Origin of the sequence: Streptomyces sp. NPDC048417 (assembly GCF_040651615.1) — a bacterium.
In the GTDB taxonomy this organism is placed as follows: Bacteria; Actinomycetota; Actinomycetes; order Streptomycetales; family Streptomycetaceae; genus Streptomyces.
In genome coordinates, this window is sequence record NZ_JBEZKI010000047.1 from 37,903 (window position 1) to 55,082 (window position 17,180).

The 17,180-nt window shown below is 69.1% G+C and carries 20 protein-coding genes; 7 read left to right on the top strand and 13 right to left on the bottom strand.

The window, feature by feature from the left end:
* Positions 1-75: 75 nt before the first annotated feature.
* The 3 genes from AB0D59_RS46495 to AB0D59_RS46505 form a co-directional block, all read right to left on the bottom strand.
* Positions 76-732, bottom strand: coding sequence for an alpha/beta fold hydrolase (locus AB0D59_RS46495; protein WP_362577895.1), 657 nt, complete (start codon positions 730-732; stop codon positions 76-78).
* A gap of 514 nt (positions 733-1,246) precedes the next feature.
* Positions 1,247-1,438, bottom strand: a complete 192-nt coding sequence (locus AB0D59_RS46500) for a hypothetical protein (RefSeq protein ID WP_362577897.1) — start codon at positions 1,436-1,438, stop codon at positions 1,247-1,249.
* Positions 1,439-1,482: 44 nt separating this feature from the next.
* Entirely contained in the window at positions 1,483-1,623 is a 141-nt protein-coding gene (locus AB0D59_RS46505) for a hypothetical protein (protein WP_362577899.1), read from the bottom strand.
* A 321-nt stretch (positions 1,624-1,944) separates the two neighbouring features.
* Here AB0D59_RS46505 and AB0D59_RS46510 point away from each other — a divergent pair, with 321 nt between their 5' ends.
* Both AB0D59_RS46510 and AB0D59_RS46515 read left to right on the top strand, forming a co-directional pair.
* Entirely contained in the window at positions 1,945-2,670 is a 726-nt protein-coding gene (locus AB0D59_RS46510) for a hypothetical protein (RefSeq protein WP_362577901.1), read from the top strand.
* Positions 2,562-2,936: a PPOX class F420-dependent oxidoreductase gene (locus AB0D59_RS46515; RefSeq protein WP_362577903.1), complete on the top strand. Its 375-nt coding sequence runs from the start codon at positions 2,562-2,564 to the stop codon at positions 2,934-2,936. The genes AB0D59_RS46510 and AB0D59_RS46515 overlap by 109 nt, the downstream gene beginning before the upstream one ends.
* Positions 2,937-4,203: 1,267 nt before the next feature.
* Here the strand turns inward: AB0D59_RS46515 and AB0D59_RS46520 are convergent.
* Both AB0D59_RS46520 and AB0D59_RS46525 read right to left on the bottom strand, forming a co-directional pair.
* Positions 4,204-4,719 (bottom strand): hypothetical protein, encoded by a 516-nt coding sequence (locus AB0D59_RS46520; protein ID WP_362577905.1) that lies wholly within the window; start codon positions 4,717-4,719, stop codon positions 4,204-4,206.
* A gap of 478 nt (positions 4,720-5,197) precedes the next feature.
* Positions 5,198-5,572 (bottom strand): WhiB family transcriptional regulator, encoded by a 375-nt coding sequence (locus AB0D59_RS46525; protein ID WP_362577986.1) that lies wholly within the window; start codon positions 5,570-5,572, stop codon positions 5,198-5,200.
* 450 nt (positions 5,573-6,022) lie between these two features.
* Here AB0D59_RS46525 and AB0D59_RS46530 point away from each other — a divergent pair, with 450 nt between their 5' ends.
* A complete protein-coding gene (locus AB0D59_RS46530; protein WP_362577907.1) occupies positions 6,023-6,490 on the top strand; it encodes a hypothetical protein in 468 nt (155 codons plus the stop codon).
* Between the two features lie 243 nt (positions 6,491-6,733).
* On the top strand, positions 6,734-7,378 hold the full coding sequence (locus AB0D59_RS46535; RefSeq protein ID WP_362577909.1) for a hypothetical protein: 645 nt from the start codon (positions 6,734-6,736) through the stop codon (positions 7,376-7,378).
* 242 nt (positions 7,379-7,620) lie between these two features.
* On the opposite strand, the gene AB0D59_RS46540 is transcribed toward AB0D59_RS46535, so the two are convergent.
* On the bottom strand, positions 7,621-8,262 hold the full coding sequence (locus AB0D59_RS46540; protein WP_362577911.1) for a hypothetical protein: 642 nt from the start codon (positions 8,260-8,262) through the stop codon (positions 7,621-7,623).
* A 702-nt stretch (positions 8,263-8,964) separates the two neighbouring features.
* Between AB0D59_RS46540 and AB0D59_RS46545 the strand changes: the two genes are divergently transcribed.
* The 3 genes from AB0D59_RS46545 to AB0D59_RS46555 all read left to right on the top strand — a co-directional run bounded on the left by AB0D59_RS46545 (position 8,965) and on the right by AB0D59_RS46555 (position 11,143).
* The gene (locus AB0D59_RS46545) at positions 8,965-9,921 is read left to right on the top strand and encodes an ankyrin repeat domain-containing protein (protein ID WP_362577913.1); all 957 of its coding nucleotides are present in this window, start codon (positions 8,965-8,967) and stop codon (positions 9,919-9,921) included.
* Positions 9,922-10,184: 263 nt separating this feature from the next.
* Positions 10,185-10,865, top strand: a complete 681-nt coding sequence (locus AB0D59_RS46550) for an HNH endonuclease family protein (protein ID WP_362577914.1) — start codon at positions 10,185-10,187, stop codon at positions 10,863-10,865.
* On the top strand, positions 10,862-11,143 hold the full coding sequence (locus AB0D59_RS46555; RefSeq protein WP_362577916.1) for a hypothetical protein: 282 nt from the start codon (positions 10,862-10,864) through the stop codon (positions 11,141-11,143). Before AB0D59_RS46550 ends, AB0D59_RS46555 begins: the two co-directional genes overlap by 4 nt.
* A gap of 284 nt (positions 11,144-11,427) precedes the next feature.
* Here the strand turns inward: AB0D59_RS46555 and AB0D59_RS46560 are convergent, their stop codons facing one another.
* From AB0D59_RS46560 to AB0D59_RS46590, 7 genes are all read right to left on the bottom strand, one after another.
* On the bottom strand, positions 11,428-12,165 hold the full coding sequence (locus tag AB0D59_RS46560; protein ID WP_362577917.1) for a 3'-5' exonuclease: 738 nt from the start codon (positions 12,163-12,165) through the stop codon (positions 11,428-11,430).
* Positions 12,166-12,202: 37 nt separating this feature from the next.
* On the bottom strand, positions 12,203-12,769 hold the full coding sequence (locus AB0D59_RS46565; protein WP_362577919.1) for a hypothetical protein: 567 nt from the start codon (positions 12,767-12,769) through the stop codon (positions 12,203-12,205).
* On the bottom strand, positions 12,769-13,620 hold the full coding sequence (locus tag AB0D59_RS46570; protein ID WP_362577921.1) for a hypothetical protein: 852 nt from the start codon (positions 13,618-13,620) through the stop codon (positions 12,769-12,771). Before AB0D59_RS46570 ends, AB0D59_RS46565 begins: the two co-directional genes overlap by 1 nt.
* Positions 13,617-14,684 carry a hypothetical protein gene (locus AB0D59_RS46575; RefSeq protein ID WP_362577923.1) on the bottom strand — a complete coding sequence of 356 codons (1,068 nt, stop codon included), beginning with the start codon at positions 14,682-14,684 and terminating at the stop codon, positions 13,617-13,619. Before AB0D59_RS46575 ends, AB0D59_RS46570 begins: the two co-directional genes overlap by 4 nt.
* A gap of 155 nt (positions 14,685-14,839) precedes the next feature.
* Positions 14,840-15,118: a hypothetical protein gene (locus AB0D59_RS46580; protein WP_362577925.1), complete on the bottom strand. Its 279-nt coding sequence runs from the start codon at positions 15,116-15,118 to the stop codon at positions 14,840-14,842.
* Between the two features lie 245 nt (positions 15,119-15,363).
* Positions 15,364-16,215, bottom strand: a complete 852-nt coding sequence (locus AB0D59_RS46585) for a hypothetical protein (RefSeq protein ID WP_362577926.1) — start codon at positions 16,213-16,215, stop codon at positions 15,364-15,366.
* Between the two features lie 372 nt (positions 16,216-16,587).
* Complete coding sequence (locus AB0D59_RS46590) at positions 16,588-17,112, bottom strand: hypothetical protein (protein WP_362577928.1); 525 nt, start codon at positions 17,110-17,112, stop codon at positions 16,588-16,590.
* Between the last annotated feature and the right edge of the window lie 68 nt (positions 17,113-17,180).

The window sequence follows — 17,180 nt, forward strand, 5'->3', positions numbered from 1 at the left end:
GTCCGCTCCACCCGTTGATACTCATTGGGAAATGCGGTGCGGTCGTACTGGAAATGTGGTGCGGTCGGATATGCGTCAGACCGTTACGAGGCCCAGCTCAACGGCGATCAGCTCGGCGAGATTCGCCCATGCCGCACCACTGAACATGTGATCGGCATTTGCCACTTCGCGTATCTCCGACAGAATCGTGCTTTCGGCAACCCAGCCGGCAAGGTCCGCGGACCGTATCTCACGGTCATTCATTCCGTGGAATACCGTGATCGGAATGCGCAGTCGGCCGGGTGTGAATTGATATCCGGAAACGGCACGGATATCGGCTTCCAGGATTTCCAGGGCCACCGCACGCATCTCGGAATCGTCGGCGACGTCCTCGCCCAGATAGCGCTCGGCCAGCGACTCCCGGGAGCCCAGTTCGTCGGCCGCGGTCCGGGCCGCCTCGGCCGGCGGCAGTTGCGAGGCGACGACCAGGCGCGTCACCCGCGGGCCCAGGGCGCGCGCGGCCTCGTAGGCCAGCAGGGCGCCGGAACAGTGTCCGAACAGGACGATGGGCCGGTCGCCCAGCGACTCGACCTCGGCAACGATGCTCTTGACGAGGGAGTCGACGTCCTCGAAGAACGGCTCGTCGATGCGGCTCTCCCGGCCGGGCAGCCGTACCCCGTAGATGGTCGCGGCGGTCCCGAAGACCGACGTCCAGGCGCGGAACGGCGCCGCCCCGGCCCCGGCCCAGGGCACGCAAACGAGAGCCGGATTGTCTGTTAATCTCGGCTTGAAGGCTATGAGCGCGCCAGAAGGCGCTCTGTTTGGCATGTCAATCCCCGTGATTTCCCCGTGTTTCCCCGTTTTTGGTGCGTGTGAGCGGGATGATCTTCAGGCGCCAACAGTACGGTCGTCCCGCCCTCGAAGAGAACAACACGGCCCTTGATGCGTTGTCAACCCTTCAGGCAATAGCTTGACTGTCCGTCAGTGCCCGGAGATTCATGATCAAGAATCAATCGGTACTGAATGGAAGGTCTCTTTCTGCGGTTTTCTGGAGACCGGACCCGGGCCGGCGTGTCGGGACCGACGTCCGGCCCGCAACGCTGGAGTAAAAAATCGGTGTTCACTCATACGCCGCCCCGGCCGCCTGGTCATCACACCGCGCCCGGATAGCCTCTTCGCGTTGGCCCGGCGGCAACGATCCGTTGTGGCAGACGCCTACGTTGAAACCTTTCGTCGCAGCGGTCGGAGGCGGAGCGATGCGTTCGGCTCAGCCGGCGGACGGCGGACGGCGGCCGTCGGTGTCGTTGTGACGTCGGACGGTGACGTCCTGCCGGCGGACGACGGCGCCGCGTCGCGGATCGGCCGGCCCGGCGCCCGACCCGGCGTTCGGCGGCCATCTGCGGGTGAAGGTGCTGGGCCAGGGCGCGAACAGCCCGAACCGGCCCGGCACTTCCGCCACGCACACCACGGGTCGTCGAGGGCCGGGGGTACCCGGCCGCGGGCTCACGGCGCGAGCCTCTGCCGCGGGCCCGTGGCGGCGCGGCAGCGCAGCGGGTTGCTGTTCAGCGCCAATTCCTGGATGCGCACGGCCAGTTGCAGCGGCCGCCCGGCGGGCAGGGCGGCCCGTTCGAACTCGGCATGCATCCACGCCGGGTCCTGACCGAGCCGGACCGCGATCCGGCATCCCCGGCAGGTGCCGTCCGCGCCGACGCTCCCCGCTCAGCCGCACCGGCGGCAGACGGCCTTCCGCAGCCCGCCGTTAGCCCTCATCCCTGACTCGTAGTTGTGTGTCGCGCAGGCGTGCCGCAGCAGATGCATCGACCGCGTTGACCTGCTCGCCGCACTGCCGGCCGTGACCGTGCAGCGCCTGCTGGGAAAGCGGGCCGCACGGCTGTCGACCGGGCCCGCGTCATCGACCCCCGCACCGTCACCCCGCAGCGCCTGCCCACCTTCGTCAGCCTGGTCGTGCAACTCGGTGCCGAACTGCGCCGCCGCGGGCAGGCCGCACGCGCCGTCACGCTCACGCTCAGGTTTCCCGGCGGACCCGCGTTGGGGAAGCCCCGCCGCCTGGCCGAGCCGTCCGGGCACGAGGACGACCTGCGCCAGCCCACCTACCAGCTCCGGGACGGCGCAGGCCTCCAGCGGGGCCGGCTGACCGGTCTCGCACTGCGTGGCGAGGACCTGGTCGAAAGCGGTCAGGTCGCCGAGCAACTCAGCCTCGACGCCGCCCGGCGGGCGCGACTCACTGCTGAGGGGGCGGCCGACCGAATCCGGGAGAAGTCCGGACCCGGCGTGATCGGCCCGGCCGCCACCTGCCGGTTCTCTGGTCGGCCCCGCCGTTGCGGCCCCGCTCACCTACAACTGCCCGAAGGCGTCCGGCCTCCGCCCTGTCCACCTGCTCGTCGTCCGCCCGCGCGCCCAGGCCGCCCAGCACAAGGGGTACCGCGAACTCTGAGCGGCGGTTGGTGCGTGGTTCCCGGGGCCGGACGTGGGCCGGTCTGCACGCGTGGCTACCGTGGGTCCGGCGTCCACCGGACCTACTCCTGGAGACCCCCGTGCCCGTATCCCTCGGCGAGAACGTGGTGGCGATGCTGCGAAGCCCCAGCACCTGCTACATCGCCACGACGATGCCCGACGGCTCGCCCCAGCTCACCCAGACATGGGTCGACACCGACGGTGAGCACGTCCTGATCAACAGCGTGGAGTCGCATCAGAAGACCCGGAACATCGCGCGCGACCCGCGGGTGGCCATCGCGGTCTCCGATCCCTCGGAACCGTCCTCCTACGTCCAGATCCGCGGCCGTGTGGTGCGGGTGACCACCGAGGGCGCGGTCGAGCACATCGAGAAGCTCGCGCAGAAGTACCTTGGCGGGCCCTACCCGTGGTTCGGCGGCCGCGACCAGGTCCGGGTGATCTACGTGATCCAGCCTGAACGGATCACCAGCCCCCGCGGCTGAGCTCGTGTGACGGGGCCGGGGGCCACGGCGCGGCGGGGGACCGCCGCGTCGCGCGGCTTCACCTCTGCACCGGCTCCGCCTCGGCGGCCGCCGGAACGGCGGCGTTCCTGGCGCGGCGGCGGGCGAGGACGCCGGAGTACCAGTAGAAATCGTGGGAGTGGCTACTTCCCGCAAGGCGGCGCCGATCCAGGTCCTTGCCGAGGCGTCCGTGAGTGTGTCGGCGACGCACTCGGGGGTGGGTCAGCGCCCTGGTGGTGTCCTCCTGCACAACAACCTCACCCTCTCCAGGTGACCGGCAGGAACAGCCAGGACAGCCGGCACGACGAAGACCCAGGAAGCAGGCTGGTCATAGATCCTCTCTCAGCCGTGCCCAGGTATGAGTGTCCAGTCCGTCATGGGGGCCAATGCTGGAGAGCTCGGCGCCGTCGCGTCCCAGGGCCACGCATGCGCGGTGACTTCGGACGCCACACGAGCCAGACCGCCCCGACACCGGCACTGGCGTCGACGTCGGCCGACACCATGGTCAGCAGGCGCCGCGGGATCCACCATGGCTGCGGCGCTTCTCTCGCCAGCATCCGCCACACCACGCGCCGCAGGAAAGTCTCCAACCGGGGTCCCGTCCACACGGCCTTTCCCCATGCCTGCATGCGCCTGCGATACCCAGCGCGCGAGGGCGTCAAGCCCTTCGAGGTCGGCACCTACCGACGGCTGACCGGCGGCGCACCCCCGCCCTGACACGACGACTCGGACGCTGTGGACGGCCACGCCGCATGCGTCGCCGGTCTCGACATGGTGCGACGCCTGGGGGTCCTGCCCTTCCACAAACTCGGCGCGGCCAAGACGAGGCACGGGAATCCCCTTCCGCCTCGCGACACGGCCGCACCGGACTCCCGGACTCACCGAGGAGGTACGTCGACGGCTCCGCGCTCACGGGAGGGCGGCCTATTGACCCGAGGCGTCTGCGCACGAGCACGGAGTAGCCTCCGCCAAGGCATGACTCAGGGACGGATACGCAGAGTCGCGCTAGGAGCCTCAGGCGGCGCGGAGCAAGGTCGACGCCTCCGGCGGCACCATCACCCTCAACTTGGCCACCCGCACCGCGGCCGCAACGTCGTGCGGCTGCGCCCAGCAACCCACCAGCGGCGGCGGCCGGACAACTCGGTCAGCGCCGGCACCAGCGAGATGATGACCGGCCCGGACCCGAGCTCGACGCTTGGTGCCGGGACATGCAGCACGTTCGGACTGGATGTCCCGGCAGCTGGCAGGGTCAGCCGATGCCGGTGACCTGCAGGGCCGTGGTCCAGTTGGTCTTGATGGCGCTGCGGGCAGCGGACAGGGTGATGGTGCCGGCGCAGACGGCGTTCTTCAGCTTCGTCTCCACGCCGTCCTTGGTGGTGGCGGTCTTCGTGCCGGAGTAGGGCTCGGGCCACAGGTTGCTGGTGCTGCGGGGCGAGCCGCCGAGTTCGAGGGGGACCAGGTGGTCTTCCTCGTAGTCGGCCATGTTGGTGTCGGAGTAGCCGTAGTCGATGATGCCCTGGGCCTTGAGGGGGTTGGTGTAGGACGTCGGCGGGCGGACGGTGGCAGTCCAGCCGGACACGCAGATCGTGCTGTGAATGTTCGACTGCGTGACATCCGAGTTGTAGGCGCCCGGCGTACACGAGGAGTCGGGCAACGGCAGGTAGGAGTGGGAGCAGGTCGACGCCTGGGCAGTGCCGGCCGAAGCGGCGATCATGCCCGCGGCCGCCAGGGCCAGGGCACAGGTAGTGGCGGTGAAGCGACGCATAGAGGATCTCCCGCGGGGTCGGCCCGGAAGGTGGGGTGCCGGGCGGCTGACGGCATGACACCACTACCCAGGTCTATGCGAGTAGAGCCGCGGGATGAACAAGAAGCGACCTGCGCAATCCTTACCTCACCCTGACCAAGCCTTTCCCAAGCCCCCTGTTTCACGGCAGAGATGGGCCGCTTCCCGCCCGCACCAAGACCGGCCGGCATGGCCGCGTACAGCAGCCCAAGCCACCGACCTCCGTGGATCTCTCACCATGAAGCGTGCTGTTCCAACTCTGCGTTTCCCGCACCCGCTACCAACATCCGGCTCCCGGCGACATCTCGTCGCCGGGAGCCGGAATCGTTCGGCACCAGGGCTCCAGGTGTACGCCATCGCCAGACGTATCCGGATGTCTTCGCCCGTCAACGGTGTCGGCGTTGACCAGCGCCGTCCTCAGCTCCTGCGCGCCGCCGCGGCCCTCCGGACATGAGGTGGCTCAGCCGGTCCCGGACCAGTCTTCGGTGCTGTCGGACGACCGACCGCCAGGCCGTTCGTGGTCGGTGCGCGCGGTGTCCAGGAGAATCCGCCAGGACGTCACGGTGGGGCGCCGGCGCAGCAGACTGCGCCTCTCCCGCTCCGTCATGCCTCCCCAGATCCCGTGCTCGATACGGTGGTCCAGGGCGTAGGCCAGGCATTCGGTGCGCACCGGACACCCGTTACAGACGGCCTTCGCCCGGTTCTGGGCCGCGCCCTCGACGAAGAGGTCGTCGGGGTCAGCGGTCCGGCACTTCGCCCGCGCCTGCCACTCTTCCTCACCCGTGATCACGCCTGCGCTGTCCTCTCCCCTGCCCCCGCACCACGGGGGATGCACAGACCGTACGGCAACCACATGGGAAGCAAGATGTCCCACCAGGTGGTAACTCCGGTGGGTGACGGCCCTGTTGACGGCGGTCGAGGCCGAGAGTATGGCGCTGGCCATGCCAACGTGACGGTGCGCCCCGAGTCGTAGGCCGATACCTGCAGCGGTCGGCCTGACGCGCCGTCGCCGAGGGATACGCCACCGGTCCCGGCACCCGATCACGGGCAGGCTATATCGCGTCGAGGTCGGCAATCTCGCCCCGGCCGACCTCACCCAGATCACCAAGGCCGTCAAGCGCAGGCTCAAGCAGATCCAGTACCGACCGGACATAGTCGACGGCTGCCTCGCCGGCACGGGCCTTGCCATCGACGAGTAACGAACCCAGGGAACGGCCAGCCGGCACGTGGCCCTACGATCGCGGCACCCCACCGAACGCTTGTGCCCGACGAATTGAGTGAGTCCGTGAGCGACGACGTCCTGTCGATCATTCCGACCGATCCCCAGTGGCAGCCCGACCGGGCGGCGCCCGAGCGGACCGCCGCGCTTGCCGCGGACCTGGCTCCCGGACTGCCGGATGGCGTGGAGGTCGAGATCGACGTCACCTGGCACGACACCCTCACCCCCGTCGACTGCGGCGACAACCTGGAACGGATCGGCCGCCCGCACTGCGGCGCCTCGATCGACACCGAATGGTACGCCGACCTGCTGGAAACCCACTGTGAGGACGGCTTCGCCACCTTGGCCGTGGAAGTGCCCTGCTGCGGCACCGCCACGTCGCTGGACGTGTTGGACTACGACTGGCCGTGCGCCTTCGCCCGCTTCGAGATCGCCATCTGGAACCCCGAACGTGACTGGTTCGGCGACGAGGAACTGGCCACTATCAGCGACACACTCGGGCATCCAGTGAAGCAGGTCAGAGCCCACATCTGACTCAGGTCCCAGCAGGAACCAAGTGCAGCACGTTCGAACGATAGGGCGGGAAGTTGGCGCCGAGGGTGGGGAATTACGTGACGTTCCACAGTTGCCGTGCGGAACAACCTCCCCGTCCGTCCGTACTATCTCTACGCCAGGCCCTGCGCCATGACACAGTCCGTGTCGTCGCACCGCGCACGCGGCCAGGCCCCGGCCGTCACAGACCCCCTGCGGCTGTGACATCAAGGAAAGGCCACCACCATGTCCGAGAACACGACCGCCTCCACGGAACTGACCTCGCAATACGCCGCCCAGGTGACCAGCGACCTCGAGCACAACCTCAAGGAACAGGACCGGGTCAGCGGGGAAATCACGGCACTGCAGCAGCAGTTGGCCACCTTGCAGCACGACCACACCGTGCTGGTGACCATGCAGAAGGCACTCGGCATCACCCTCCCACCTGCCGAGCCCACGGCGCCTGAGCAGGCAACCGTGCCGGCACCCCGCAAGAAAGCCGCCTCGCGCACGAGCACCACCGCGCAGGCCAAGAAGACCACCGCTGCACCCAGCCGCGAACGAGCCCGCAAGCCAGCCAAGAAGACCGAGGACGCGCCCTCAACAGCAGCACAGCCCTCGCTGATCGAACTGATCCGCCAGCACCTCGCCGACCAGAGCGAACCTCGCTCCACCGTCGAGATCACCGCCGCCCTCGACCAGGCCCACCCTGAACGCGGCGTCAAGAACACCGTCGTACGCACCACCGTCGAAAACCTCGTCGCCAAGGGCCAGGCCCAGCGCACCAAGCAGGGACGCTCCGTGTACTACACCTCCCCCGACGCATCCCAGCCCACGCCGTCCGCCCCGGCCGAGTCACAGCAGGAGGCTCAACCCGAGGAAGCCCAGTAGCCGTTCAGGCCTCTCACCGCGGTACAACAGCACTCGCGCCCGAAGGACGCTCGGCTCGTTCTCCAGACCTGCTCGTGCTCCCCACCCCCTGGCGTGGCTGCGGCCGGCAAGGCTGGTTGGCGTTATCGGTTTGCCGCTGGCCCCAGCGGAATCGGTCCGGTTTGGACCCACGCACGTGTTCAGTTCCGGCTTGAAGCGACCCCACATGAGGCCGTTCATCCTGTTCAGCGGTGGGGCCATTTCTAGCCGGGAGTAGCTGCGTCCGGTTTGTCCTGGAGCCGGGTCAAGCCCGAAGTGGGGCCAACTACATCGACAGCGCCAGCGGGTCCGCGCACGATCGAGGATCCCCGGTTGCGGTTGGCGAATGGCAGTGCTCCGTGGATCGAGGTGAACTCCGCGATCAGCTCCGCCTCGGCCTGGCCGGCGGGGGGCTCGGTCACGGTGCGCCAGGCGACCAGGAGTGTGTCGGAGTCGGCCAGCTGCCAGATGTACGCGCCGCCGCTGTGCCCGACGTTGCGGCCCTGGCCCTGGCGGCGGTAGGCGTTCAGCCGTTGACTCAGCCCTTGGCGGCCAGCGGCCTTGCCGACGTACACCACTGTGGCGCCGGGCACCCAGGCGTTGTTGAGGGTGGCGGTCGTCGTGGTGGGGGTGTGGCCCTTGTGGTGGCCGGCGGGGCTGCGTGCGAGGAAGACGGGGGGTGAGGCGGAGGGGCGCAGCACGACGTAGATGCCCTCCCCGGTGGGGACGGTGCTGTGCGGGAGGTCGGCGAACGGCACGAAGCCGACGAAGCCACGCTCGGCCAGTACCGCGCGCGTCAGGGACGCGGGGCGGCCCGTTGAGGCCGCGGCGGGGCCGTTCTCGGCAGGTTCGGGTTCGGGCGTCATCGTGCCTCTACCTCCGGGGTGGATCGGCCGGCCCGTCAGCTCGCGGAGGTCGGGGATGCGGGAACGCGCCAGCCTCCGTCTCCGTAGTGAACCGCACTGTCTCAGCGGGATCATTGGTCCTCGGCGACGAACTCGTAGAAGTCCACGTTGGCGATCTCCAGGTTGCACGCCATGGATCCGACCTCGGGCATACGCGCCCGGGTGCGCACCTCCTACATCGACCCCTCCTCGGGCGACAACGTCAACACCACCACATACGGCACCTGGAACTACTTCTACTTCAGCAACTGACCAGGCCCAACGCGGGAGAAGGGGCGGCGGCGCGCAGGACGCGCCGCCGCCCTCTCACGCCCATGCCTCCCTCACCCGACACGGCACATCAGACTGGACACGAGCACAGTGAGCCGGACACCCAGCCCGCCGGAAGCGATCGCTGGCGGGCGACGGCCGAGCCTCGTCTCGCGGCAGGCCGTCGGGGTACGCCGCCGGCAGCGGCTGCCCGATGAACGGCGAGGAGGTGTCGCCACCGAGCAGGGGTGCCAGCGTCTGGCCCACGCCCTCGGGGTCGAGATGCCGATCACCGGGTCGCCTCGGAGTTGCCCGACTTGGTTCTCCGGGCGGATGCGCGCTGGCCGGTCTCCAGTGTCGGACCTGTGTGCGAGCGTGTAGCGCGAAAACATGGGACATGTTGAAGGGGGAACGGTGGCAGCAGTGAGTGACGGCTGGTCTGGGATGGGCTGGGACTGGACGGATGCCGACGACATTCGCCGGCGTCTCGACGAAGGCGCCGATCCAGAAAAATGGAGCGGCGGCCGGCCGCTGCATCGCGCGGCCGTGTTCGGGTCCCCGGAGATCGTCGCCGAACTGGCCTGCCGCGTTGCGGATGTGGACGCGCTGGAGAACGGGGTGACGGCGCTCTGGGAGGCCGTCGTGTCCAGGAAGCCGCACAACGCACGGGCGCTCGCCGCCGCCGGGGCTGATCCCTGGCGGCTGTCGGTCGGCGGCTGGTCACCGGGGCGGCTGAGCCTGGCCGGACCGACGCCGGATCTGTTCCCGGTACCGGAGGGGGTACGCCTGACCGGCACGGAGCGTGCGGCAGCGGAAGAGGCCAGACGGCTCACCACAGCACTGGGCACCTTCCACTACAACGGTACGGGGCTGGCCTGCGTGACCGGCATCGACGCGGCCGAGGCGGTGCGCCGGCTGGAGGCGGCGCCGGTGGCGGACGACGTCATCGACGAACTGCTGGAAGACCCGAACGCGTACGGCATGGACGAGAGCATGCTGATCATCGGCGTGACGTCCGTGCCAGGCGGCTGTGTCGTGACACAACCCTGGGGATACGCGCCGCAGATGCCCGGTGTGCTGACCCGGTTGTCCGCCGGCACGGTCTGCTACGGCCTGTACGCCAATCCCAAGAGCGGCAACCAAGGCCGCATCGCCCGTCATGGAAGCATCGAGGGCAGGGACCTGCACCCGGGCGGAGGACCGTACGAGAACGACACCCCCGAGGAAGCACTGACTTCGTACCTCTACCACTACAACGCCGTGGCCTACTGCTGCGCCGTTACAGGACTGCGCCTGGCCGACCGGCGCGCCGTGGTCGGACCTCCCGATAGGTGGGTTGAACTGCCCCGCCGCGACTACTGGAGTCACTGACTGACACAAACCGTCGCCGCCGTGCTGGCACGCCTCAACCCCGCGACGGCACGAACGGCACGAACGGCACCTGAGTGAGCACCGCGTCTCGCGAGCCGGGGGTGAAACGGTGCAGCCCGGGTTCTGGTGATCCGGAGGATTCGTTTCACCGGTGAACTTCCCCCTGCCATTGGGGTGACATCGCTCCGCCGCACCAGCGTGGGTGCGTTGCGGGCCGCTACCTCTCTGGATCAGCAACTCCGCCGATCGAGAGAGGCCACCGCATGCGCAGGATCAGCGCGAAGCTCGCCCTGGTGACCGCGGCCGCCGCCGCACTGCTCGCACCCGTCACCGCTGCCGCCGCCGGACCGGCAAGCCACCCGGCCGGCGCCGCAACCGTGCGGCGGGACCTTCCCGAGCCGCCGCCGGCGGACGTCATCCGCAAGGAACTCGACGACCTGACCATCGCTGCCCCGCACGCGATGACCGGCTACTCCCGGTCGAAGTTCCCGCACTGGGTCACCCAGTACGGTGCCTGTGATAGCCGGGAGGTCGTCCTGGCCCGTGACGGCCAGGACGTCGTCCAGGACGACCAGTGCCGGGCCGTCTCCGGTGTGTGGGTCAGCGCGTACGACGGCAAGGTGTCCACGAGGCCGTCCACCGAGGTCGACATCGACCACGTCGTACCGTTGGCCAACGCATGGCGCTCCGGCGCCGACCTGTGGGACACCGCCACCCGACGCAAGTTCGCCAACGACCTCACCGACCCCCAGTTGATCGCGGTCTCGGCGTCGTCGAACCGTCAGAAGGGCGACCAGAGCCCGGACCAGTGGGCTCCGCCGCTGCGCTCCTACTGGTGCACCTACGGACGGGCCTGGACCCACGTGAAGTACCTGTACAACCTCAACATCACCGAGCCGGAGAAGAACAAGCTGATCGAGATGGTGGACACCTGCCCCGCATGACCCAACACCCGGACGCCACCAGCTATCAGGACGAGGTCACAGCCGGACCTGGCGGGGTGATGACCGACGACGTCGGCGTCATCACCGGCGACCTCACCGTACGGACCACCCTCAATGACGACGCGCGCAGCGCCCGCGTGACCGTGCAGTACACCGGTGCTGAGGAGTGGTACACGCTGACCGGCAGCCCCGCACCCGTCCCCGACGGCGGCCTCGCCGCCTACCACCGCGACCTGCTCGGCCGCGTCCGCCGCGGTCAGGCCGCCCAGGCGACCTGACTCCTGTCACCGCCTACGGCGCCTTTGACCCAGCCCGCGCTTCGGCAAGGCGCCGCAGGCCCCGCCTCGTCGCGCACACCGCCGAGGACGGCACCGAGCTCTTCCAGACCAAACACCACCGCCAACGGCCCGGCTCTCCCCCGGCGCTTGTCCCGCAACCGCCACCACCCTCAGCGACACCCGCCGCCCGAGCCGTCTACCGCGACGAGCAGCAGACCAGCCCGAAGGGACCGCCCCGGCGGTCGGCCCGCACGCGCCAGCCGCAACAACGCCTCCACGCCCGCCTACCATCGGATCCGTTCGAGTGTGGCCAGCAGGATTCGGCAGTTGGTGACCGCTTCGTAGCTGCCGCCCAGTGGCTGGTAGCGGTAGTCGCGGCGGTGGGCTGACCATAGGCCCTTCCAAGCAGCGTACGGCCTCATGGCGTCTACCCAGGTGCACTGGTCCAGCCAGGAGCAGGCTCGGGTCGTACTGCGGAGGTGGCGGAGCAGTTCCCGCTTGAGTACGCCGCTGTCGAAGGGTGCGTTGTAGGAGAGGCAGCGGTGGCCGCGCAGCAGCCGAGAAAGTCGCGGCACGAACGTACCGAAGGGCGGTGCGGCGGCTGCCTGGTCTGCGGTGATGCCGTGCAGTGCCGCTGCCTCGGGGGCGATGTCAGCTAGGGGGTTGAGGTGCTCGTTGAAGAGCACGTTCCCGTGGCGGTCGGTAAGGCCGATCTGCACGGCCCACGGATTGTTGAGCGCGGTGGTCTGCACGTCGAGCACGACCAGGTGGTGGTCGCCGAGCACACTGTGGGCCCACCGGCGTACGCGTTCCTGGTCGTCCGGCCAGGTGGCGGGGCGGCGTAGGGCGCGTACGGCGTCGTCGAGGTGGAGGTGCTGCTCGCGCAGGGACTGCACGTGCCAGTGTCTGCCGGTGTCGAATTGTGCGTGGACGGTGCCCAGGTACTGGCCGCCTTCGTACGCAACCCACGTTGGCCGGTTGGTGTCCAGGGGCCGCACGAAGTGGACCGGGGAGGCGTCCACGGTACGAGTGAAGAGGTGGTCGAGGTGACGCGTGGGATCAGGCGGCTGCATGGTCGGGGGCTTCGGGGGTGAAGGGCGTGAGGGGAAGGCCGTGGGCCATCCAGTTGTGGAAGGCCTCGGCGGTGTAGAGGATGCCGCTGCCCGAGAGGCGGCCGGGCTGCTTGGGATGCCAGCGGTTGATCCGCAGGACCAGGTGCAGTCCGTCGGCCTGGTCGGACTCGCCGAGGTCGAGGTGGACCGTGCGCCGGCAGGCGTCGAGGGTCTCACGGGGCTGGCGCCAGGCGAAGTTGACGTGCGGGCGCCCCGGGCTCAGACCAAGACGGAGGCGGCCGCTGCGGTGGGCGCTGCAGGCGTGGAACAGCCAGACCATGGTGCCGTAGACGCGTTCACGGAGTTCGATGTTGACGCGGGACAGGGGCCCGTACTGCAGTTCTACGATGTGGCCGCACGGGGTGAGGACGTCGCCTTCCATGTCGCCGCGTGACACATACTGCTGATCGCTGCTCAGGCCCGAGCGCCAGCCCTGGCACCAGGGCCCCTCGCCGCGGACGCGGGAGGGGCCGAGCTGTGCCCCGCACTTGGGGCACGTGGTGACAGGGGGCATCAGACGGCCTTGAGCTGGGTGTCCAGCCACGTCACGGTGTCCGGGGTGAGGCCGAGGTCCTCCGGCGTCCGGCCGGCGGCCCGCAGTACCCCGACGATGCTCGTCTCCTTGCGGTGTGTGCTGATCAGGTCTTCCAGGACCGGGTCGGCTGCCTCGATGCGGTCGAGGAAGGCCAGCTCGTCGTTGTTGGCGGCGATCTGCCGACGCGCATCCACCCGGACCTGGGTGAGGCGCTTGTTCTCGGTGCTGGCCTTTGTGCGGCGCGCGGAGATGGTGGTCCGGAACTGGGAGTAGTGAACGATAAAGAGGCTTCCCTGGTGGCCGATGCCGGTGTTGCCGGTGTCCTCTGCCCCCGTGGCGACGCCTGTGCCGCAACCGCCGGCGACGCCGATGGTGACGCCCGTGCCCGCCTTGGCCCCCGGGCCTGGAGCGGTGCCGCTGGTCCCGTTCGGGCCCTGTGCGTCGTCTGTTCCGGCCGTTGTGGTCTGCGGCGTGTCGGTCTTGTCCGGCTCACCGGTGGCGGTGACGGACGTGGGTCCTGTCTCGATGACCGCAGCCCGGGCCTGGTCATACTTCAGGTAGCGCTCCTCGATGTACTTGGCGCCGGGGCTGTTCGCGACGATGAGCTGCTCGGCTACACGGAAGGCGTGGATGATGCCGTCGCGCAGGTTCATGACGATCAGCTCGCACATGAACTTGCGGAAGTCGTAGGGGCTGTCGCCCGCCTTCGCGGTGGCCTCGTCGCAGATGCCGGCCAGCCAGTGGGCGGTCTCGGACGGGTAGCGGTCGAAGAAGTGGGGCGCGTTGTCGCCGGGCGGCGTGGCGGCGTTGTCGGCGTCGTCGTGGTTCATGCGGTCGTGCTCTCTACGAGGCGCAGGCCGCCGGGCGTGCGCGAGTCGGTGATGGTGGCAGCCCATCGGGCTACGTCGTCGGCGAGGTAGGTGACGAGCCGGACGATGTCGGCGTCGGCGTTGACGGCAACTTTGTCGGCGGGGTACCAGTCGGTGACGAAGGCGTTGAACCGGCCGACCGCCCGGGCGAAGTCCTGACGCCACTCGGCCAGCAGCAGCTCGTCGCTGGGCCGGGCGCCGCCGAGAACCTGGACGAGTTCGCGGAAGACCTGCTCGCCGGATTCGCCGTCGGCTTCTTCGGCATCCGGGGTGTGCAGGGCGGCCTCCTGCGCGGCCGCTTCGGCGAGTTCGGGGTCTTCCCGCAGGACGGCGCGGGCCAGTTCGGGTCTGCGCATGAGGTAGGCGGCGGCGACGCTGCGGGTGGCGTCCTCGTCGGCTTTCACGGCGCCGAGGACCGCGTCGCGAACGTCGGGCTGTCGGGCCTCGAACTGGGTGACCGTGGTGACGACCGCCTTGTGCTCGGACTGCGCGCCGGGGCGGCGGCTGGGCGGGACCGCCTTGCGTACGGCCTTGAGGTAGTCGGTCTCGGTGACTTCGAGGATGTCGTGCTGCGCGGCGAGGTCCATCAGGCCGAGCAGAACTTCGACCTTCTCGTTGAACTGTTCCTGGTCGAATTCGCCGTGCTCGCTGCTGAGAGCGACCTGGAACATCGTGGTGAACGAGACGTGCACCGGGGAGTCCAGGACCGGCTGGCGCTGCTGCGGCTTCCACCGGTGGGCCAGCAGACGGCACTTGCGCAGCGTGTGCGGCGACAGCTTCAGTCGTGCACTGAGCACATCGAGCTGTGCCTCCGTGGCGTAGCGGGAGCCGGGCTTCCCCGGCGGCCCGTACTTCGCCACGAGCCAGTCACCGACGGCGAAGCGCGTGTCCCTGAACTCGCGGCCCGTGGTCGAGCCGCGAGTGACGATGCGTTCAATCTCGTCGAACTCCGCCGGCGTGCAGCCCGCTTCATCTGCTGTGTCCGCTTGGGGTTCGGTCCAAATCGACGGGGACGGCGTGGTCATCCTCATGCCCTCCGGATGGGGAGGCCACCCGCACCGAGCAGCCGGGCACGGAGAGTAGCCATATGCGAGCCTCGGGCACCTATAGTGATCATCTTCTCGGGGAGGGCCGAGAGCGCCAACCTGCGCGTGCGGCATCAACCCGGCGCACGGGGAAATCACCTCAGGGAGTGAAGGACATCGGTACCGCCCTCCGCAGCGAGCCGGGCGTAGTCACAGGCCGTCGCCCACAGCCAGCGCCGGGCGGACGGATGCCCGGCTGCAGCAGCCGCCTCCGCGTTCGCCGCGGCATACCCCCATCGCTCCCGCCGCAGCCCCGAACACTGCTGCTCAACGGCGCGCAGGTGTGCGGCGAGTTCCCCAATGCGCTCGCGCGGGGAGAGAGAAGACCCAGCGGGCAGGGCGAGCGTCGTGCACGACATGAAGTCCTGAGGCATGAGGCTCACCCTGCCGGACCGCCGAGACTTCCACGGGCCTCATCAAACGGGCCGCTGCCCTGCGCACGCGGCCGAGCGGGTGAAGAAGGTGCCCGTAGGGTGAGCCGGGATGCTCCAGATGTGGGACACCCTGTCGGTGCCGGCTCCTAAGGTCCCCGCATGACCGTTCAGATGATGACCACTGGGTGCGTCTGTGAATCACGCCGCCCGCGTCCTGGCCAAGGGTCGTGCGATCTTTCTCCGGGTTACTCGCGGGGTACTGCCCAGACGGCGGTGACGATGATGGCGCCGGGCAGCAGGAGCGAGGCTTCGCCGAAGCCGTAGACGAGCCATGGCGGCATCACGGTCCAGTGGCCGTACGGGATGCCCACGGCGACAGCGCTCGCGATCGCGAGCACACCGCCCACGTACAGGGTGGTCCAGGAGGCTATGCGTACGCGCCGGTCGAGGACGACATCGTCGCGCCACTGCTCGGGAGTCTCGTCTTCGGGCCGGCTGGAAGGCGCGGCGGGCAGGCGTTTTCGCCAGAGGTAGAAGACGGCGCCGGCGACAACGACCCAGCTGCCCCACACCAGGGCGTCGGACCACCCGGAGGCTCGATGGTGCAGGACGGAGTTGGTGAAGCCGGAGGCGGACACGACGACCATCAGCATGGAGAACTGTGCGGCGAACTGGATGAGCCCGCGGAAGAAGCTGACCGTACCGTGGGTGTTGCGGCCGTAGGCGGGTAGCAGCCAGGCGAGCGCGACGATCACCACGACGGCGTCGCCCGCGAGGATCGCCCCAGAGAAGAGCTGCTCAGTGATGGCGCGGTTGCAGACCAGTTCGCCGGAAGTGAGCGCGTACAGGTACGAGGCAGTGGCCAGCCCGACGAAACAGGGCAGCAGGAGCCTCAGTCCGCGTGAGGCGTGGCCGTCGCCCGAGGCCGGGTTTCTCTCCCCAATGACGACGACGATCCCGGCGAAGACGAAGCCGGCCATGATGCCGCAGAAGGCGCTCATGGCTCCGGCAGAGCCGATGGCACTCCAGTCGATACCGCCGGCGCCGCTGCTGCAGGTGTCGGGACGGAAGGCGGTCAGCCTTTCAAGTGACGTCATGGCGGCAGATGTTGACAGTGCAGCGTCCGCCGTCTCAGCGAGTCGACAGGATCGTGACCGGCTTCCTGGCGCATTCAGGGCGCATTCCCCCGGCGCTCGACGTCAGGATGTGCGCCCCGGGAGGCGACCTTGACGAGGCCGCAGCCACCGAAGGCCAAACGACTCGCCGACAAACAGCGCCGCCCCACACCCCATGGCCGCCTGACACGAGCTCACACCTTCTTCGGCGGGGGCCCCCGGGCCTTCCGCGAGATCCCCCTCCGCAGGCGAAGCATGATGCTCGCCGCCTGGCGCCTCAACTCCACCCGACACAGCCACGACCACCCGTGGGAGCCACCGTCACGGTCTCGCACTGCCCGAGAACGAAACTCCCTAGGCTTCGGGCGTATCGAGGACGTGGAGCTGACCAGCACGGCACTCACGAACCACCTCGGCCAGCGCCCAGACCGCGGCCCGCACCCGCTCGCGGTCCTGGCCCTGGTCGACAACTTCCAGCGTCTCGGCCGCCGCCAGCCTCACGGAGACCGGCAGGTCGTCGAAGGCGGCGCACCGGTACGCGACCGTGCGACGGGACTCCCGCTCCGCGGCACTGACCCCTCCGGCACTCAGCGGAAAAGCAGCTGCCTCGTAGAGCATGATCCCCCGCAGGACCGTATCCGCTGACGCCTCTGCCTTGCCGTCGCCCACGACCTGCTTCAGAAACTCCTGCGTCTGCAGACGGCACAGAGAGATCGTGATTCTTGCACCCAGGCACACCACGGTCATCCCCGCGAGGATCCCTGCGCCCGCCCCCAGCCAGCTGCCCAGCCGAAGCCCGGCATACCCTCCGGCCGATCCCGCGCACACGATCAGCAGCGTCAACGCCGCGAACAGCCGGGTACGGAGCGGGACTCTCATGCCCACGAGTATGCCCAGTCAGGGAACGCCACGGTCCATCAGTGCCGCACCGCACACGCAGCCCGGAG